This window comes from Arthrobacter sp. AB6 (assembly GCF_031844545.1).
Classification (GTDB): domain Bacteria; phylum Actinomycetota; class Actinomycetes; order Actinomycetales; family Micrococcaceae; genus Arthrobacter.
The window spans coordinates 111,081-126,788 of the sequence record NZ_JAUZVL010000005.1 but is presented as its reverse complement, the minus strand read 5'-3'; the positions used below and the strand labels follow the sequence as shown (position 1 = coordinate 126,788).

The 15,708-nt window shown below is 67.3% G+C and carries 18 protein-coding genes; 17 read left to right on the top strand and 1 reads right to left on the bottom strand.

The annotated features are described in order from the left end of the window. Positions 1-121: 121 nt before the first annotated feature. The 17 genes from Q9R30_RS05850 (at position 122) to Q9R30_RS05770 (ending at position 15,331) form a co-directional block, all read left to right on the top strand. Entirely contained in the window at positions 122-1,129 is a 1,008-nt protein-coding gene (locus Q9R30_RS05850; protein ID WP_311217034.1) for a hypothetical protein, read from the top strand. Positions 1,130-1,216: 87 nt separating this feature from the next. Next, positions 1,217-2,350, top strand: a complete 1,134-nt coding sequence (locus Q9R30_RS05845; protein WP_311217033.1) for a zinc-dependent metalloprotease — start codon at positions 1,217-1,219, stop codon at positions 2,348-2,350. A 54-nt stretch (positions 2,351-2,404) separates the two neighbouring features. Further along, a complete protein-coding gene (tilS, locus tag Q9R30_RS05840) occupies positions 2,405-3,487 on the top strand; it encodes a tRNA lysidine(34) synthetase TilS (protein ID WP_311217095.1) in 1,083 nt (360 codons plus the stop codon). A gap of 30 nt (positions 3,488-3,517) precedes the next feature. Beyond that, positions 3,518-4,069: a hypoxanthine phosphoribosyltransferase gene (gene hpt, locus Q9R30_RS05835; protein ID WP_311217032.1), complete on the top strand. Its 552-nt coding sequence runs from the start codon at positions 3,518-3,520 to the stop codon at positions 4,067-4,069. A gap of 237 nt (positions 4,070-4,306) precedes the next feature. Then, on the top strand, positions 4,307-6,370 hold the full coding sequence (gene ftsH, locus Q9R30_RS05830; protein ID WP_104996441.1) for an ATP-dependent zinc metalloprotease FtsH: 2,064 nt from the start codon (positions 4,307-4,309) through the stop codon (positions 6,368-6,370). A 10-nt stretch (positions 6,371-6,380) separates the two neighbouring features. Next, a complete protein-coding gene (gene folE / locus Q9R30_RS05825; protein ID WP_104996442.1) occupies positions 6,381-7,025 on the top strand; it encodes a GTP cyclohydrolase I FolE in 645 nt (214 codons plus the stop codon). Positions 7,026-7,035: 10 nt separating this feature from the next. Beyond that, positions 7,036-7,956, top strand: coding sequence for a dihydropteroate synthase (gene folP, locus Q9R30_RS05820; protein ID WP_104996443.1), 921 nt, complete (start codon positions 7,036-7,038; stop codon positions 7,954-7,956). Positions 7,957-7,964: 8 nt separating this feature from the next. Continuing rightward, the gene (gene folB / locus Q9R30_RS05815; RefSeq protein ID WP_104996444.1) at positions 7,965-8,372 is read left to right on the top strand and encodes a dihydroneopterin aldolase; all 408 of its coding nucleotides are present in this window, start codon (positions 7,965-7,967) and stop codon (positions 8,370-8,372) included. After that, on the top strand, positions 8,369-8,914 hold the full coding sequence (gene folK, locus Q9R30_RS05810; RefSeq protein WP_104996445.1) for a 2-amino-4-hydroxy-6-hydroxymethyldihydropteridine diphosphokinase: 546 nt from the start codon (positions 8,369-8,371) through the stop codon (positions 8,912-8,914). Before folB ends, folK begins: the two co-directional genes overlap by 4 nt. Beyond that, entirely contained in the window at positions 8,911-9,483 is a 573-nt protein-coding gene (locus Q9R30_RS05805) for a DUF3180 domain-containing protein (protein ID WP_104996446.1), read from the top strand. The genes folK and Q9R30_RS05805 overlap by 4 nt, the downstream gene beginning before the upstream one ends. Further along, entirely contained in the window at positions 9,464-9,976 is a 513-nt protein-coding gene (locus Q9R30_RS05800) for a PH domain-containing protein (protein ID WP_104996447.1), read from the top strand. Before Q9R30_RS05805 ends, Q9R30_RS05800 begins: the two co-directional genes overlap by 20 nt. Then, positions 9,973-11,553: a PH domain-containing protein gene (locus Q9R30_RS05795; RefSeq protein WP_104996448.1), complete on the top strand. Its 1,581-nt coding sequence runs from the start codon at positions 9,973-9,975 to the stop codon at positions 11,551-11,553. Before Q9R30_RS05800 ends, Q9R30_RS05795 begins: the two co-directional genes overlap by 4 nt. Beyond that, positions 11,546-12,439 carry a Rossmann-like and DUF2520 domain-containing protein gene (locus Q9R30_RS05790; protein ID WP_104996449.1) on the top strand — a complete coding sequence of 298 codons (894 nt, stop codon included), beginning with the start codon at positions 11,546-11,548 and terminating at the stop codon, positions 12,437-12,439. Before Q9R30_RS05795 ends, Q9R30_RS05790 begins: the two co-directional genes overlap by 8 nt. A 2-nt stretch (positions 12,440-12,441) precedes the next feature. After that, positions 12,442-13,359, top strand: a complete 918-nt coding sequence (gene panC / locus Q9R30_RS05785) for a pantoate--beta-alanine ligase (RefSeq protein WP_311217031.1) — start codon at positions 12,442-12,444, stop codon at positions 13,357-13,359. 172 nt (positions 13,360-13,531) lie between these two features. Next, on the top strand, positions 13,532-13,798 hold the full coding sequence (locus tag Q9R30_RS05780; protein ID WP_311217030.1) for a hypothetical protein: 267 nt from the start codon (positions 13,532-13,534) through the stop codon (positions 13,796-13,798). Between the two features lie 117 nt (positions 13,799-13,915). Next, positions 13,916-14,611: a GAF and ANTAR domain-containing protein gene (locus Q9R30_RS05775; protein WP_311217029.1), complete on the top strand. Its 696-nt coding sequence runs from the start codon at positions 13,916-13,918 to the stop codon at positions 14,609-14,611. A 9-nt stretch (positions 14,612-14,620) separates the two neighbouring features. After that, positions 14,621-15,331, top strand: coding sequence for a GAF and ANTAR domain-containing protein (locus tag Q9R30_RS05770; RefSeq protein ID WP_311217028.1), 711 nt, complete (start codon positions 14,621-14,623; stop codon positions 15,329-15,331). A gap of 48 nt (positions 15,332-15,379) precedes the next feature. Here the strand turns inward: Q9R30_RS05770 and Q9R30_RS05765 are convergent, their stop codons facing one another. Beyond that, the gene (locus tag Q9R30_RS05765; RefSeq protein WP_311217027.1) at positions 15,380-15,643 is read right to left on the bottom strand and encodes a hypothetical protein; all 264 of its coding nucleotides are present in this window, start codon (positions 15,641-15,643) and stop codon (positions 15,380-15,382) included. Between the last annotated feature and the right edge of the window lie 65 nt (positions 15,644-15,708).

Here is a 15,708-nt window from a genome sequence, read left to right as displayed (position 1 = left end):
GTCACCCGGATCGCCCCCGGCCCGACGCTGTTTGCGACGCGCTGCCTCCCGGTGAGCTCCGCAACGGAGCGCCAAGGCAGCTTCTGACAGTAGTAAAGCCTGACAAACAAAGGGCACCATCATGTCCCACTCATTTAAACGATTCTCAATGCTCGGTTCCGCCGTCACGCTGCTTCTGGGGATGGAGGCCATAGTGTCGTGCGCAGACCCCAAGGCCGGACGGGCGACGCCCAATTCCACCGGCACTTCGGCGCCGGTTTCGCCTTCCGGCGCGCCGCAGGGGCCGCCCACGCTGGCGCCCGCAGCCGTGCCGCCGGCGCCGGAGCTGTGCGGGCCAGGGTCTGCCATCAAGTTCGACAAGGCCGCCTTTCCGGAGTCTCCCGTCATTGATAACAAGTGGTTTCCGCTGAAACCCGGCATGAAGTACACCACCACCGGCACGGTCGAAAGTGAAGATGGAACAACTGAGCGGAGGGTCACGCACACCGTAACCGGCCTGACCAAGGTCATTGACGGCGTGAAAACCCAGGTGATGTGGGACCGTGATTACCAGGACGGGACGCTGGTGGAATCGGAACTTGCCTTCTTCGCGCAGGACAACACCGGGACGGTTTGGCTGTTCGGCGAGTATCCCGAGGAGTTTGAAGAGGACAAGTTCATCGGGGCACCCAATACGTTCATCCACGGCATCTCCGGGAGCCAGGCCGGAATTGCGATGCAGGCTGCGCCCCGGACCCGTACGCCGGCATATGTCCAGGCTCACGCCGCTTCCGTGGGTTTCCTCGATTGCGGGAGTGTTTTCGAAGAAAACATCGCGCTTTGCGTGCCCACAGGCTGCTACGGAGACGTGTTGGTGATCGATGAGCACAATCCGCTGGAACCGAACGTAGGCCATCAACGCAAGTACTATTCAGCCGGAACCGGGCTGGTAAAAGTCACGGCTGAGGGCGGGGTGAACCAGGAAACCCTGGACCTCGCCAAAATCGAACACCTCACGGACGGCCAACTGGCGGACGTCAACACGCAGGCGCTCGAACTCGACCGGCACGGTTATGAGGTCAGCAAGGAGGTCTACGCCCAAACTGCCCAGGCCGAAATCACCACGAAGACTTCGGGAGGCCGGAAATAGGAGCGGCCGGCCCGGATGCCTCCGAGGGGGTTCGCCGGTCAGCGAACTTAAGGACTATCCACAGCATGCTGTGTTCTGATGGGAACCATGGAGTCCACTGCACGCGAGTCGTCAGCCCAGACGTTGTCCGCCACGGCACAGTCCCTGATCAACTGGGACCTCGCCGCCTCCACCGCCGCACGCCTGGCCCCGGCCGGGCCCGTGCTCAGCGAGGCCGCCATGGGTGAGGCCGTGGACAGCCTGCGCCGCCTGGCGGATGTGTCCGTTGAACACGTCCACCAGATCACCGGGCTGGAGGCGGCACGCGACCTCCGGGACTCCTCCGTGCTGGTGGTGGACCGGGCGTCATGGGCCAAAGCCAACACCCAGAGCTTCGCCGTGATGCTTAAGCCCGCCATGGAGAAGATGCTGGAAAGCCGGCGCGGCACGCTGAGCCCCGGCGCCGCCAGCGTCAGCGGGGCCATCACCGGAAGCCAGCTCGGCGCCGTCCTGGCATTCCTGGCCAGCAAGGTCCTGGGACAGTACGATCCCTTCGCCGCGCTCGCGGAGGGGTCCACCGCCCCTCCCGGCGGAAGGCTCCTCCTTGTTGCCCCCAACATCGTGGCCGTGGAGCGCGAACTCAACGTCGCCCCTGAGGATTTCCGCCTCTGGGTGTGCCTGCACGAGCAGACCCACCGCGTGCAGTTTGCCGCGGCCCCCTGGCTGCGGCGCCACATGCTGGAGCAGATCGACGAACTCAGCGTGCACCTGCTTGGCAACGTCGACTCCCTGATGGAGCGGGCCACCGCCGCCGCACGCTCGCTGAAGGACCGCACCGCCTCCGGCAACACCCCCGGCCGCGGTGCCATCCTGGACCTACTCCAGGACCCGGAGGAAAAGGCGGCCATCTCGCACCTCACCGCCGTGATGAGCCTGCTCGAAGGCCACGCGAACGTGGTGATGGATGCCGTGGACGCGAGCATCATCCCGTCCGTGAAGACCATCCGGCAGCGGTTCAACGACCGCGGCAAGGACCGCGGCGTGATCGAAAAGTTCATCCGCAGCCTCCTTGGCCTGGACGCCAAAATGCGCCAATACTCGGACGGCGCCAGGTTTGTGCGTGCGGTGGTGGACGTGGCCGGCATGGAAGGCTTCAACAAGGTGTGGGAGTCCGCAGACCACCTGCCCACCGAACCGGAGATCCACGACGCCAAGCTGTGGCTTGAGCGGATGGGACTCTGATTGCCGGGCACTGATTTGCCCGGACGTCCAAGCGGACGACGACGGCCCGGAAGGCTGGCGCCCGTCGTCGGCAAAGCGCGGAAAGCGGTCCAGGACGCCTTGGCGCAGGCGGGTTACCCGCGGCATGTCCTGGTAGCCTGCAGCGGCGGACCCGACTCCCTGGCGCTGGCCGCCGTCGCCGCCTACTTTGCCCGGCGCGGGCACGTGGACGGCCACCCGGTCACGGTGGGAGCGGTGGTGGTGGACCACCAGCTGCAGGAAGGGTCCGCCGGCGTGGCCGCGGAAACCGCGCGGGCACTGCGGGACCTGGGGCTTGCCCCCGTGGAGATCCGTGCCGTGAGCGTGGCAACGGCCGGCATGGGTCCTGAGGCAGCGGCCCGGGAAGCCAGGCACCAAGCGCTCGAAGCCGCCGCCGCCGGTCAGGGCGCCGGAGCCATCCTGCTGGGCCACACCCTGGACGACCAGGCTGAACAGGTGCTCCTTGGCCTTGCCCGCGGCTCCGGCACACGCTCCCTTGCCGGCATGAGGCCGGAGCGGGGCCTCCTGCTGAGGCCGTTCCTGGGGCTCCGGCGGGCGGATACGGAAGAGATCTGCGAGGTGGAGCAGCTGCAGCCCTGGCATGATCCCACCAATTCGGACCCGGCCTTCGCGCGTTCCCGTACCCGGGTGGAGGTGCTCCCGCACCTGGAAGAAAAACTGGGCCCGGGCGTGGCCGAATCCCTTGCCCGGACCGCTTCAATCCTCCAGCTGGACGCCGACTACCTTGAAGACGTGGCGGAAACCACGTTCGCAGCGCTCGTTGAACGGAACGGCGCCGAAGTGAGCCTCCCGGAGGAGGCGTTGCGCGCCCTGGCCCCGGCCATCAGGTACCGCGTCATCGCCAAGGCGGCGGCCGACGTCGGCGGGCAGCAGCCCGGCTACCAGCGCCTTTTGGCGGCGGAGGCGCTGCTGAGGCGAAAGGGCTCCGCCGGACCGGTTGAGCTGCCCGGCGGGGTGGGCGCCTACCGCCTGTCCCTGGCACAGCTGGAAGCGGCCGGAGCCGTTGACGGGCCGGCTGCATCCGATAACCCCGTTCCCCGCGAAGCGGCCCGCTGTGGGAAGCTAGTATTCCGGCCTCAAAAACCGCCCGCAAAATAGTCGCACCCCGCATCTACACAGGAGCCATTGGTGGATTCAAACGACGTCCAGGCAGACCTCAAGCACGTTCTCTACACCAAGGAACAGATCCAGCAGCGCATCACGGAGCTGGCTGAGCAGATCGACAAGGACTATGACGGCCGCGAAATCCTCATCGTGGGCGTGCTCAAGGGTGCGGTGATGGTCATGGCGGACCTGGCCCGGGCACTGCACAGCCACATCTCCATGGACTGGATGGCTGTGTCCTCCTACGGCTCGGGCACCCAGTCCTCCGGGGTGGTCCGGATCCTGAAGGACCTGGACACGGACCTGATGGGCAAGGACGTGCTGATCGTCGAGGACATCATCGATTCCGGCCTCACCCTGTCCTGGCTCAAGACCAACCTGGAATCCCGCGGCACCGCGTCCGTGGAGATCTGCACCGCCTTCCGCAAGCCCACGGCCGCCAAGGTCGAGATCGACGTCAAGTACGTCGGCTACGACATCCCCAACGAGTTCGTGGTGGGCTACGGCCTGGACTACGCGGAGAAGTACCGCAACCTGGACTTCGTGGGTACCCTGGCCCCGCACGTCTACGAGTAGGCCGCCCAGCCCGAACCCGTCGCCTGCGCCGCCGCCGGCCTTGACCTACAAAACCCCGCCCCTTGGAACAGGTCCTCCGCTGTCCTGGCGCCGCTACGCCCACAGGGAACTTTTGCCGTCCATCATGCGTGATCTACTCCGGACGGTGTATAGCTAGAAGCTGACGCAGCACCATCACGCGCGCAGACTACTCGCCGTGCAGCACTACCAGAAGGGACGGGGCCTGCCCCCGAACAGATGAAAGCTAAGAACTTCTTCAAAGGCCCGGGCATCTGGATCGTCGTTGTGGTCGGTCTGCTCCTGGTGGCCTTTGCAACGCTAGCCCCCGGCGGTGCCGCACGGATCGACACCGACAAGGGCCTGGAACTGCTCTCCGGAAACCAAGTGGAGCAGGCCAAGATCTTCGACGGCGAAAACCGCGTGGACCTGACTTTGAAGGACAACCTGCAGCTTGACGGGCAGGACAAGGGCAAGAGCGTCCAGTTCTTCTTCGTGGACGCCCGTGCGCTGGACGTGGTCAAGGCGGTAACGGACGCCAAGCCTGCCCAGGGCTACACGGACCAGCCCATCGAGAGCAACTGGTTCTCCGGCCTGCTCTCCCTCCTGATTCCCGTCATCCTCCTGGGCGCCCTGTTCTGGTTCCTCATGACCCGCATGCAGGGCGGCGGCTCCAAGATCATGCAGTTCGGCAAGTCCAAGGCCAAGATGGTCAGCAAGGACATGCCGCAGGTGACGTTCGCCGACGTCGCAGGATCCGACGAGGCAGTTGAGGAACTCCAGGAAATCAAGGAATTCCTGCAGGAGCCCGCCAAGTTCCAGGCCGTTGGCGCCAAGATTCCCAAGGGCGTGCTGCTGTACGGCCCTCCCGGTACCGGCAAGACCCTCCTGGCTCGCGCAGTCGCGGGTGAGGCCGGCGTCCCCTTCTTCTCCATCTCCGGCTCCGACTTCGTGGAAATGTTCGTCGGCGTAGGCGCCTCCCGCGTCCGCGACCTCTTCGAGCAGGCCAAAGCCAACTCCCCGGCCATCATCTTCGTTGACGAGATCGACGCCGTGGGCCGTCACCGTGGCGCCGGCATCGGCGGCGGCAACGACGAACGCGAGCAGACCCTCAACCAGCTGCTGGTGGAGATGGACGGCTTCGACGTCAAGACCAACGTCATCCTCATCGCCGCCACCAACCGGCCCGACGTGCTGGACCCCGCACTGCTGCGCCCGGGACGCTTCGACCGCCAGATCGGCGTGGACGCACCGGACATGATCGGCCGCGACCAGATCCTGCAGGTACATGCCAAAGGCAAGCCGATGGCACCGGGAGTGGACCTCAAGGCCGTGGCGAAAAAGACTCCCGGCTACACCGGCGCGGACCTCGCCAACGTCCTGAACGAAGCCGCCCTCCTCACCGCCCGCTCCAACGCGAACCTCATCGACGACCGCGCGCTGGATGAAGCCATTGACCGCGTCATGGCCGGACCGCAGAAGCGCAGCCGCGTCATGAAGGAGCACGAACGGAAGATCACCGCCTACCACGAAGGCGGGCACGCCCTCGTCGCAGCCGCACTGCGGAACTCCGCCCCGGTCACCAAGATCACCATCCTTCCCCGTGGCCGCGCCCTGGGCTACACCATGGTGGTGCCGGACAACGACAAGTACTCCGTGACCCGCAACGAACTGCTTGACCAGATGGCCTACGCCATGGGCGGCCGCGTGGCCGAGGAGATCGTGTTCCACGACCCGTCCACCGGAGCTTCCAACGACATCGAGAAAGCCACCGGCACCGCCCGCAAGATGGTCACCGAATACGGCATGAGCGAGCGGGTTGGCGCTGTCCGGCTTGGCCAGGGCGGCGGCGAGCCGTTCCTGGGCCGCGACGCCGGGCACGAGCGCAACTACTCGGACCAGATCGCCTACGTGGTGGACGAGGAAGTGCGCCGCCTCATAGACCAGGCCCATGACGAGGCCTACGCCATCCTTACCGAGAACCGGGACGTCCTGGACCGGCTGGCCCTGGAACTGCTGGAACGCGAAACGCTGAACCAGGCCGAGATCGCCGACATCTTCAGGGACATCCGCAAGCGCGACTTCCGCGAGGTGTGGCTGTCCAAGGAGAGCCGCCCGGTCCAGATGGCGGGCCCCGTGGAGTCCCGCCAGGAAAGGGCGGAGCGGGAGGCCCAGGAAGAAGCCAAGAAGGCGCGCCTGGATGAGCCGTTGGACGCGCAGCCGCCGCACCCGCAGGGTGTCCCCGAGGACGCCCCGTTCCAGGGCGGGGTAACGGACGCGGGGCCCGACGCCCTTCGCGGCTAAGCTTTCTTACGTGACCCACTTCGACGACGACGACGTTTCCGCCTCCGCCGGCTACCCGGCGGAGGGCGGCGCCCACCACTCAAAGCACCACAAAGTGGACCGGCCCCGGATCGAGGCAGCCGTCCGTGAGATCCTCCTGGCTATCGGAGAGGATCCGGACCGCGGCGGCCTCATAGACACCCCCAAACGGGTGGCCAAGGCCTACGCCGAGGTGTTCGCCGGGCTGCACCACGATCCCGCGGACGTTTTGTCCACCACCTTTGACCTGGACCATGAGGAACTGGTCCTGGTCAAGGACATCCCCTTCTATTCCACGTGCGAGCATCACCTGGTGCCGTTCCACGGCGTGGCCCACGTGGGCTACATCCCGTCCCATGAAGGCAAGGTGACAGGGCTCAGCAAGCTCGCACGGCTCGTGGACATCTACGCCCGCCGCCCGCAGGTGCAGGAGCGCCTCACCACTGAGATCGTGGAAGCGATGGTCCGCCACCTCAAGCCGCGTGGCGCCATCGTAGTCGTTGAATGCGAACACATGTGCATGTCAATGCGCGGTATCCGCAAGCCCGGAGCGAAGACCGTCACCAGTGCGGTCCGCGGGCAGCTTCATGACCCGGCCACCCGTGCCGAAGCCATGAGCCTCATCCTCGGAAGGTAATCAACAGACCATGGATTCACTAGCTGCAGCGCCGGGAACCGGCCCCGCAACCTCGCCACTGCCCGTCCTGCGCAAGCCGCGCCCGGCAGCCCGGTTCGAAGACCTGCCCACCGGCCGCACCCTGGTGATGGGCATCCTGAACGTCACCCCGGATTCCTTCAGCGACGGCGGCAACCACCCCACGGCGGACACCGCCATCGCGGCGGGGCTCCGGATGTTCTACGCGGGAGCGGACATCATTGACGTCGGGGGCGAATCCACCCGCCCCGGCGCCGAGGACGTCAGCCCGGAGGAAGAACAGCGGCGCGTGGTTCCCGTCATCGAGGCGCTGGTGAAGGCCGGCGCCCTGGTCAGCATCGACACCACCCATGCCGCCACCGCCGCTGCCGCCCTTAAGGCCGGCGCCGCCATCATCAACGACGTCTCCGGGCTCACCATGGAACCGGAAATGGCCGAACTCGCGGCCTCCTCCAAAGCGCCTTACATCCTTACGCACCGCCGCGGCGACGCCCGCACCATGAACTCGCTGGCCGAATACAAGAACGTGGCGGCGGACGTGGCAGCAGAGCTCGCCGGAGTTCGCGACAAGCTGTACGCCGCAGGCGTCAGCCAGGAACAGATCATCATCGATCCGGGCCTGGGCTTTGCAAAGAACGACGCCCAGAACTGGGAGCTCCTGCAGAACCTGGACCAGTTGGAAAGCCTGGGACACCGGATCCTCGTCGGGGCTTCCCGCAAGCGGTTCCTGGGCACACTGCTCACCGTGGCCGGCAAGTCCGCGGCCCCGGAGGAACGTGACGGGGCCACCGCCGCCATCACTGCCATCAGCGCCTACCGCGGCGCCTGGGCCGTCCGCGTGCACGACGTCGGCCCCAGCCTTGACGCCGTCAAGGTCGCCGCGCGCATGGCCGCACCCCGCGCTGACAGCTAAGCGCACCCATGGACAGGATTACGCTGAGCGGCGTGACCGCCGTCGGCCATCACGGCGTGTTTGATTTTGAGCGCCGTGAGGGCCAGCCTTTTGTTGTGGACGCAGTGTTGTACCTGGACTTCGCCAAGGCGGCCGAGTCGGACGACGTCCGGGACACCGCGCACTACGGCGAGGTGGCGCAGCGTATTACCGAGTGGATCGCCGGCGAGCCGCTGAACCTGATCGAGGCGCTGGCAGTGCGGATCGCGGAGGGCCTGCTGGCTGGATTCCAGCTTCAGGCCGTGGACATCACCGTGCACAAACCGCAGGCGCCCATCGAGGTTCCCTTCGGCGATGTGTCCGTCAGTGTCCACCGCGCCAGGCACGGTAAGGCCCGGAACGGCGTGGAGAGGCAAACCCAGGGGGAGGGGCCATGAACAGCGGTTATACCAAGGCGGTCCTTGCGCTCGGCAGCAATTTGGGCGAGCGCAATGACACCCTGTCCGAGGCCGTCGCGGACCTCGTAGACCCGCCGGAAGTACGGCTGCTGGCGGTATCGCCGGTGGTGCAGACGAAGGCCGTAGGCGGACCGGCCGGGCAGCCCGACTTCCTGAACATGGTCATCACGGTTGAAACCAGCCTCACTCCGCGGCAATTGCTGGAACACTGCCAAGCGGTGGAAAACAAGCACCACCGCGTGCGGGAGGTGCGCTGGGGGCCGCGGACGCTCGACGTCGACATCATCACCTACGGCGACGTCCGCAGCGACGACCCCACCCTGACCCTGCCGCATCCCCTCGCGGCCAGCCGGGCATTCGTCCTTTATCCGTGGTCCCTTATTGAACCCGGCGCCGTCCTGGACGGAGAGCGGGTCAGCGCCCTGGCCGCCAAGGCAGGGGACTTCGACGACCTCGCCCCCTTTGACGGCTTCGGGGACTTCAACGGCATGCCCACGGCAGGGGCGGTGGAGGAACGATGAAGCCCATCAACCCGCTGCGCCTACTGCTCATCGGCTTCATCCTGGCCGTGGCGGGCTGGTCCGCCACCGTGGTGACCAGCCGGTACAGCATGTCCACCCCGGTCCTGCCGCCCACGGCACTGGCAACCATGGGCGTGATCGTGGCCATCACACTGATCCTCGGAATCAGGGTCCTTAGGTGGCGCAACAGCATCAGCGCCAACAACGCTAAAAACGGCGGCAAGGGCGGTGCCGCCAGGAAACGGCCGGTGCTGGATCCGCTCCTCGCCGCGCGCACCCTGGTACTTGCCCAGGCCTGCGCCTACGCCGGGACGGTGCTGCTGGGCTGGCATGTGGGCATCTTCCTGGACCAGTTGCGCATCTGGAGCCTGCGCAGCGACCAGGGCATCACCTGGCTCGCGCTTGCCATGGCCGGCGGGGGACTGGTGATGATCGTGGTGGGCCTGCTCGTGGAACGGTTCTGCAGGATCCCGCCGGAGGACGGCGAGACCAAAGGCCTCGACGGGAAGCCCGGCCGTGCCGTTGGCGAGGCGTCCGGGGAAGGCGAGTATGCATACCGGGGCGATTGACCCTCCCGGCATCACCTGGCAGCGGGTGTCCCCCAAATATGTCACCGTGCGGGTGGTGCAGTGGGCCCTGGGAAACCTGGCTGCCGTGCTGGTCCTCTCCCTGCCGCTGGTCCTCGTCCTCGCGGGTGCGTGGGCGTGGCCGCCGCTGTGGGTTGCCGCCACCGTGCCGGCTGCCATGCTGGTGGCGGCCCTCTGGCGGCTGGCGCTCATCCCGCGGCAGGTCCGCGCCATCGGCTATGCGGAGCGGGACGATGACCTCCTGATCCGGACCGGCATCTTCTTCCAGCGCACCATGGCCGTCCCCTACGGCCGGATGCAGTACGTGGACATCGGAGTGGGCCCGGTGGAGCGCGCCCTCGGGCTGTGCACGCTTAAGCTGCACACCGCAGCGCCGGGCACCAACGCCCGGATCCCCGGCCTGCCCGCCGCCGAAGGCGCCCGGCTCCGCGAACAGCTGGCGGCGCGCGGGGAAGCCAGGCTGGCAGGACTGTGACGGCAGAGGGACCCCCGCAGTGGCCCGGCGCCCCGGCCACTGCGCCCGGCAACGGCGCCCTTGAACCGCTGCCGGACACCGCGCCCGACGGCGAATGGCTGCGCGTGCACCCGGCGTCGCCGTTTGTCCGCGGCTGGGTTGCCCTGGCCGCCATCGGCTTCGTCCTCGGCCGTGACGTCTTTGAACGCGCGCTGCAGGGCCGGCCCGTTGTTGACGGGGACTTCGCCGGCCGTGCCCCCTTGCTGCTGGTGGGCGGCGGCGCAGTACTGCTGGCCTCGGTGCTGGGGTTCGTCCTCACCTGGTACTTCACCAAGTACCAGGTGTCGGGCGGCTACGTGCGGGTGAATACCGGCTTCCTGTTCCGGCAGCAGCGCCAGGCAAGGCTGGACCGGGTCCAGGCAATCGACATCGTGCAGCCGCTGCTGGCCAGGATCTTCGGCCTGGCAGAGCTCAAGTTCGAGGTGGCGGACGCCGGAGAGTCAGCGGTGCGGCTCGCCTACCTGAAGATCGACGACGCCCGGCAGCTCCGTGCCACCATCCTGGCCCGGGCCGCCGGTGTCACCACAGGCCCGGACCGCCCCGGTGAGCCCGCACCCGAGGCGCCGGAATATCAGGTACTTGCGGTGCCGCCGTCGCGCCTTGTCGGTTCCCTGCTGCTCAGCGAGCAAAGCTTCTTCGTGGTGCTTGGCGGCATTGTTTCCGTGGTGCTCGCGGCCATCACCGAACACCAGGGGTTCTACTTTTACCTGATTCCGGCCGCCGTGGGCCTCGCGGCAAGCTACTGGGGACTGTTCAACAAGGGCTACAACTTCAGCGCCGCGATCTCGCCGGACGGCATCCGCCTGCGCTACGGCCTGCTGGACACCCAGGCGCAGACATTGCCGCCGGGACGCATCCAGGCGTTGAAAATCACCCAGCCGCCGTTGTGGCGGCCACTCGGCTGGTACCGGATGCAGGTCAACGTGGCCGGTTACGGCATTGTGGAGAGCGCCGGCGAGGGCTCGGCCCGGACCACGTTGCTGCCCGTGGGCAGGCTGGGGGACGTGATGGCCATGCTGGCGCTGGTGCTGCCGGACCCCGGCACCGCGGACCCCGCTGCAGTTTTCGGTGCGGGCCTCACCGGCCTGGATTCAAACGGCGGCTTCGTCACCAGTCCGCGCAAAGCACGCTGGCTTGCCCCCTTGGGCTGGCGGCGGAACGGGTTCACGGCCACGGACACCGCCCTGCTCCTCCGCTCCGGCCGCTGGTGGCGCCAGCTGGTGGTGGTTCCGCATCAGCGCACCCAGTCCATGGCCCTGCACCAGGGTCCGCTGGCGCGCCGGTTCGGCGTGGCAGACCTGGTACTGCACACCACGCCAGGGCCGGTTGCGCCCCGGCTCACCCAGGCCGGTACTGCCCAGGCGCTGGCACTGTTCGACGAACAGTCCGCACGCGCCCGGCTGGCCAGGAAGCGGCAGACTACGGAACAGTGGCTCCGGCAGGTAGTCCCGGATGCCCCGGCGGGGGAGCCCGGGCCGCCGGTGGAGCCGGCCGAAACCAGGACGCCCCAACAACAGGAAGGCGGGCAGCATGGCTAAGCCCGGACGCCTCGGCGTCGGAATCATTGGTGCCGGCAAAGTGGGGGCGGTGCTCGGTGCCGCCCTGCGCGCTGCCGAACACGCCGTCGTCGGGGTCTCAGCTGTATCCGAGGCGAGCCGCGAGCGGGCCGAGGCGCTGCTTCCCGGCGTGCCTGTCCTGGAGGTCCAGGAAATTGTGGAGCGCGCGGAACTGGTGCTCCTGGCCGTGCCGGACGACGCCCTGCCGGGTCTGGTGGAAGGGCTGGCAAAGCTCGGCGCCTGGCAGCCGGGCCAGCTGGTTGCCCACACGTCGGGCCGGTTCGGCGTGGGGGTCCTGCACCCGGTGCGCGCTGCCGGCGCTGTCCCGCTCGCCCTGCACCCGGCCATGACGTTCACAGGGATGAGCCTGGACCTAACCCGGCTGCTGGACTGCACGTTCGGCGTGACGGCAGATGCCGCCATGCTCCCCATCGCCCAGGCGCTGGTGGTGGAGATGGGCGCGGAACCGGTGGCCATCGCCGAGGCGGACCGGACGCTGTACCACGCAGCCCTGGCGCACGGTTCCAACCACCTTGTGACCCTCGTTGCCCAGGCATCAGAGCTGCTGCGGGACGTGGGCGTGGAGCTGCCGGAACGGATGCTCGGCCCGCTGCTGCGGGCAACACTGGAGAACGCCCTGGCGTCGGGCGAATCCGCCCTGACCGGGCCGGTGGCCCGCGGCGACGTGGGAACCGTCGCCGCGCACGCTGCAGCGCTGCGGGAGTTCGACGACGGCGGCCACGGCGATGTGCTCGAGGCCTACCTTGCGATGGCGCGGGCCACGGCCCTGCGCGCCGAAGGGCGGGGGCTGCTGAAAGCCGACCAGCTGGAGGGCCTGCGCCAGGCCCTTGAACCGAAGGAGGACTGAAGATGCCCATTAAGCTCGTCACCACGGTGGCTGGCCTGCATGCTGAGGGTGCCCGGCTCCTGGCCTCCAAACAGGGAACCTCGCAGGGGCTGGTCCCCACGATGGGTGCGCTGCACCAGGGCCATGCCGCCCTGGCGCGTACCGCCGTCGAACAGAATGACGTGGTGGTGGCCACCATCTTCGTCAACCCGCTGCAGTTCGGGGACGCCGCGGACCTGGACCGCTACCCCCGCACCTTGGACGCCGACCTTGCGCTGCTGGAAGCCGAGGGCGTGGACCTGGTTTTTGCGCCGTCGGTGGATGAGGTCTACCCTGGCGGCGAGCCGCTGGTGCGCGTCACCTCCGGCCGGCTCGGGGAGAAATGGGAGGGCGCATCCCGGCCGGGGCATTTCGACGGCGCCCTGACCGTGGTGGCCAAGCTGCTTCACTACGGGATGCCTGCCGCAGGGCTCCCTGACCCCGGTGCGACTGGTGCCGGCCTCCCTGCCTACCGTGCCTACTTCGGCCAGAAGGATGCCCAACAGCTGGCGCTGGTCAGGCGCATGGTGGCTGACCTTGATTTCCCGGTGGAGATTGTGGGGGTGCCCACGGTGCGCGCCGTTGACGGACTGGCGCTGTCCAGCCGCAACCGCTTCCTGTCCGATGAAGAACGGGAGGCGGCGCTGGTGCTTTCCAGGGCTCTTCGCCTGCTTGAGGAACGGGCCCATGCCCGGCAGCCGCTGGACCTGGAGTCCGCGCAGGCGATGGTGGAGTCGCAGCCGCTGGTGGCTTTGGACTACTTCGACGTGGTTGACCCTGGCACCCTGGAGCCGCTGGCCGAGAACTGCCGGGAGACCCCGTTCCGGGGGGAGGCCTTGGCGCTCATCGCGGCCAGGGTGGGGCCGGTCCGGCTGATCGACAACGCGCCGCTAAGTTCCTGACCGGGTGCTGCGGCCGGCGCCCGCTGCCCTCGCCGGTGTTGAGGCGGCATTAATGGGGGGTGTTGATAGGGGAGCGGAGGCCTGTTGGGCCGGCAACTGATCCGATATGCTCAAATTGTTGCCCCGGACCCTGGCACCGGCCCATCACGGCTATCCAGGAGGACCAGATAAAGTGGGCAAAAGTCTCTCTACCCCTATCCGCGGGCCCGTGGACCGGACCCGGTATCCCACGGCACCTGACGCAAGTCCCATTGCAGAGCAGTCGCTGGACATCATCTCGTCCATCCTCGAGGACCCGTCGCCCGGGCTGGTGGAAATAAAGCTCCGGCTCCGTCAATGCGTGGCCGCTTATCCGCGGCACCCGGAGCTGGCGCTGCTCGCTCATCTGCTGGAGACATCCAGCCTGGTGAATCCGAAGGGCGGCGAAACGCTGCCGTGATTTCGCGGGTGAACTGACCGCCAACGGTGGGTATCCTTAGGTGACTACACCGCCGTTCCGGTCCAGCCAGCAGCCAACTCGGCGACAGCGGAATGAATCAGGAAACAGGGGCTCACCATGGACATTGCACCCGGGCTGGCGGGTGAAGAGGACCTGTGTGGCCCCTACCTGGAGAAACTGCCCGTCACCGGCGCCGCCGTATCCCTTTTCGGCGGCGCGACAGCTGAATCCCTGATCTGTGCCAGTGACGCTTTGGCTGCGCGGCTTGATGAACTTCAGTTCAGCCTGGGCGAGGGCCCCCGCTGGCGTGCGGTCCGGACCCGGTTGCCTGTGCTGGTTCCTGACGCGCAGGGTGTTCCGCACCCGGAGTGGCCAATGTTCCACAGGGCGATTAACGGGACGGAAGCGGCGGCCCTCTTTGTCTTCCCGCTGACTATCGGCGCTGCGGACCTCGGCGTCGTGGAGCTTTATCACTGCGCGCGGGGAACGCTTAACAGATCCCACCAGGCAACGGCAGCCACACTTGCCGGCCAGACGTCCTGGTACCTTCTGCGGAAGATCCTGACGATCAGCTCGCCGGACACGGACCCCGCCCTCGATCCGGCCCTTATGTCGCGCCGTGAAATCCACCAGGCAACGGGCATGGTCCTTGCCCAGTCCGGCGCAACCGCGACGGATTCATTGCTGTTGCTGCGCGCCTACGCCTTTGCGCATGAGCTCACGCTGAGGGAGACGGCCCAGGCAGTACTCGAAGGCCGCCTGAGGTTCGAGCCTGGCCATGGCGGCGGCCCGGTTGCGCGGCCTCTGCAGTAAAATAGCGCCATGGCAACGACAACCCGCGCGGAGCGCGTTAGTGGGGCGTTCGTGAAGCTCGCGGACACTCTGGTTGCGGACTACGACGTCCTCGACATGCTCCACACCCTGGTTGAGGAATCCGTGGGGCTCCTCGACGTCGCGGCGGCGGGCCTGGTTTTGGCTGATCCCAGCGGAGAGCTCCAGGTCCTGGCTTCCACCAGCGAGGAAAGCCAACTGGTGGAAGTGCTCCAGCTGCGGGCCGGGGAAGGCCCGTGCGTCGAATGCTATGCGACCGGAAACCCGGTAACAGTTGAGGACATTCAGGTCCTTGACCGGTGGCCGCAGTTCAAAGCGGCGGCGCTGTCCCAAGGCTTTCGTTCCGTGCACGCCGTTCCCATGCGCATTCACGGGCGAACCATCGGCGCCATGGGGCTCTTCGGCTCTGCGCCCGGTTCCCTGACTGCGGAGGATTCCGCCATTGGCCAGGCGCTGGCCGACGTCGCCACCATCAGCCTCTTGCAGGAACGCACCATCAGGGAAGCGGTCCTGGTGAACGAGCAGCTGCAGCGGGCCCTGAACAGCCGCGTGCTGATTGAGCAGGCCAAGGGAGTCATCGCGCACACGGCCGGGGTGGACATGAAAGAGGCCTTCAGGCTGCTCCGGAACCACGCCCGTGCACACAATGAAGGACTCCACGAGGCCGCAGGCCGGATTGTGGACCGCAGCCTCACGCTTTAGCCGGGGCCGGCCCTGATCGTGCCTGCCCCCCGGAATCGTGGCTGAATTTCAGAGTGGCAGGTGGCCGCGGTGCATGAGCTGTTCCAGCAGTGCCTGCTCCGGCTCGCCTGGATGCCGTGCTACGCAGCGGCGGAGCCGGGCCCGTGCCAGCTCCTCGCCGGGTGACTTGCCGCAGAGCACTTCGTCGATGACTTCCTGGGCCTGCCACCGGAGGGACTCGATGGCAAACTGCCGGATCTCGGCCGGCGTATCACTGGCCATCCATGGCTCCGGATCCGAGGGCACGGCTGGGAACATCCGCTCTGCTGACATAGGGGCCTCCTTGCACCAATCCGAGGGGGCCGGTCAGGGCCTCCGCGGCGTCAAAAGCATGTTGG

Coding starts and splice junctions, on each gene's coding strand:
- Q9R30_RS05850 (WP_311217034.1), top strand. CDS start 122: ATGTCCCACTCATTTAAACGATTCTCAATGCTCGGTTCCGCCGTCACG.
- Q9R30_RS05845 (WP_311217033.1), top strand. CDS start 1,217: ATGGAGTCCACTGCACGCGAGTCGTCAGCCCAGACGTTGTCCGCCACG.
- ftsH (WP_104996441.1), top strand. CDS start 4,307: ATGAAAGCTAAGAACTTCTTCAAAGGCCCGGGCATCTGGATCGTCGTT.
- folP (WP_104996443.1), top strand. CDS start 7,036: ATGGATTCACTAGCTGCAGCGCCGGGAACCGGCCCCGCAACCTCGCCA.
- folB (WP_104996444.1), top strand. CDS start 7,965: ATGGACAGGATTACGCTGAGCGGCGTGACCGCCGTCGGCCATCACGGC.
- folK (WP_104996445.1), top strand. CDS start 8,369: ATGAACAGCGGTTATACCAAGGCGGTCCTTGCGCTCGGCAGCAATTTG.
- Q9R30_RS05805 (WP_104996446.1), top strand. CDS start 8,911: ATGAAGCCCATCAACCCGCTGCGCCTACTGCTCATCGGCTTCATCCTG.
- Q9R30_RS05800 (WP_104996447.1), top strand. CDS start 9,464: ATGCATACCGGGGCGATTGACCCTCCCGGCATCACCTGGCAGCGGGTG.
- Q9R30_RS05790 (WP_104996449.1), top strand. CDS start 11,546: ATGGCTAAGCCCGGACGCCTCGGCGTCGGAATCATTGGTGCCGGCAAA.
- panC (WP_311217031.1), top strand. CDS start 12,442: ATGCCCATTAAGCTCGTCACCACGGTGGCTGGCCTGCATGCTGAGGGT.
- Q9R30_RS05775 (WP_311217029.1), top strand. CDS start 13,916: ATGGACATTGCACCCGGGCTGGCGGGTGAAGAGGACCTGTGTGGCCCC.
- Q9R30_RS05770 (WP_311217028.1), top strand. CDS start 14,621: ATGGCAACGACAACCCGCGCGGAGCGCGTTAGTGGGGCGTTCGTGAAG.
- Q9R30_RS05765 (WP_311217027.1), bottom strand. CDS start 15,643: ATGTCAGCAGAGCGGATGTTCCCAGCCGTGCCCTCGGATCCGGAGCCA.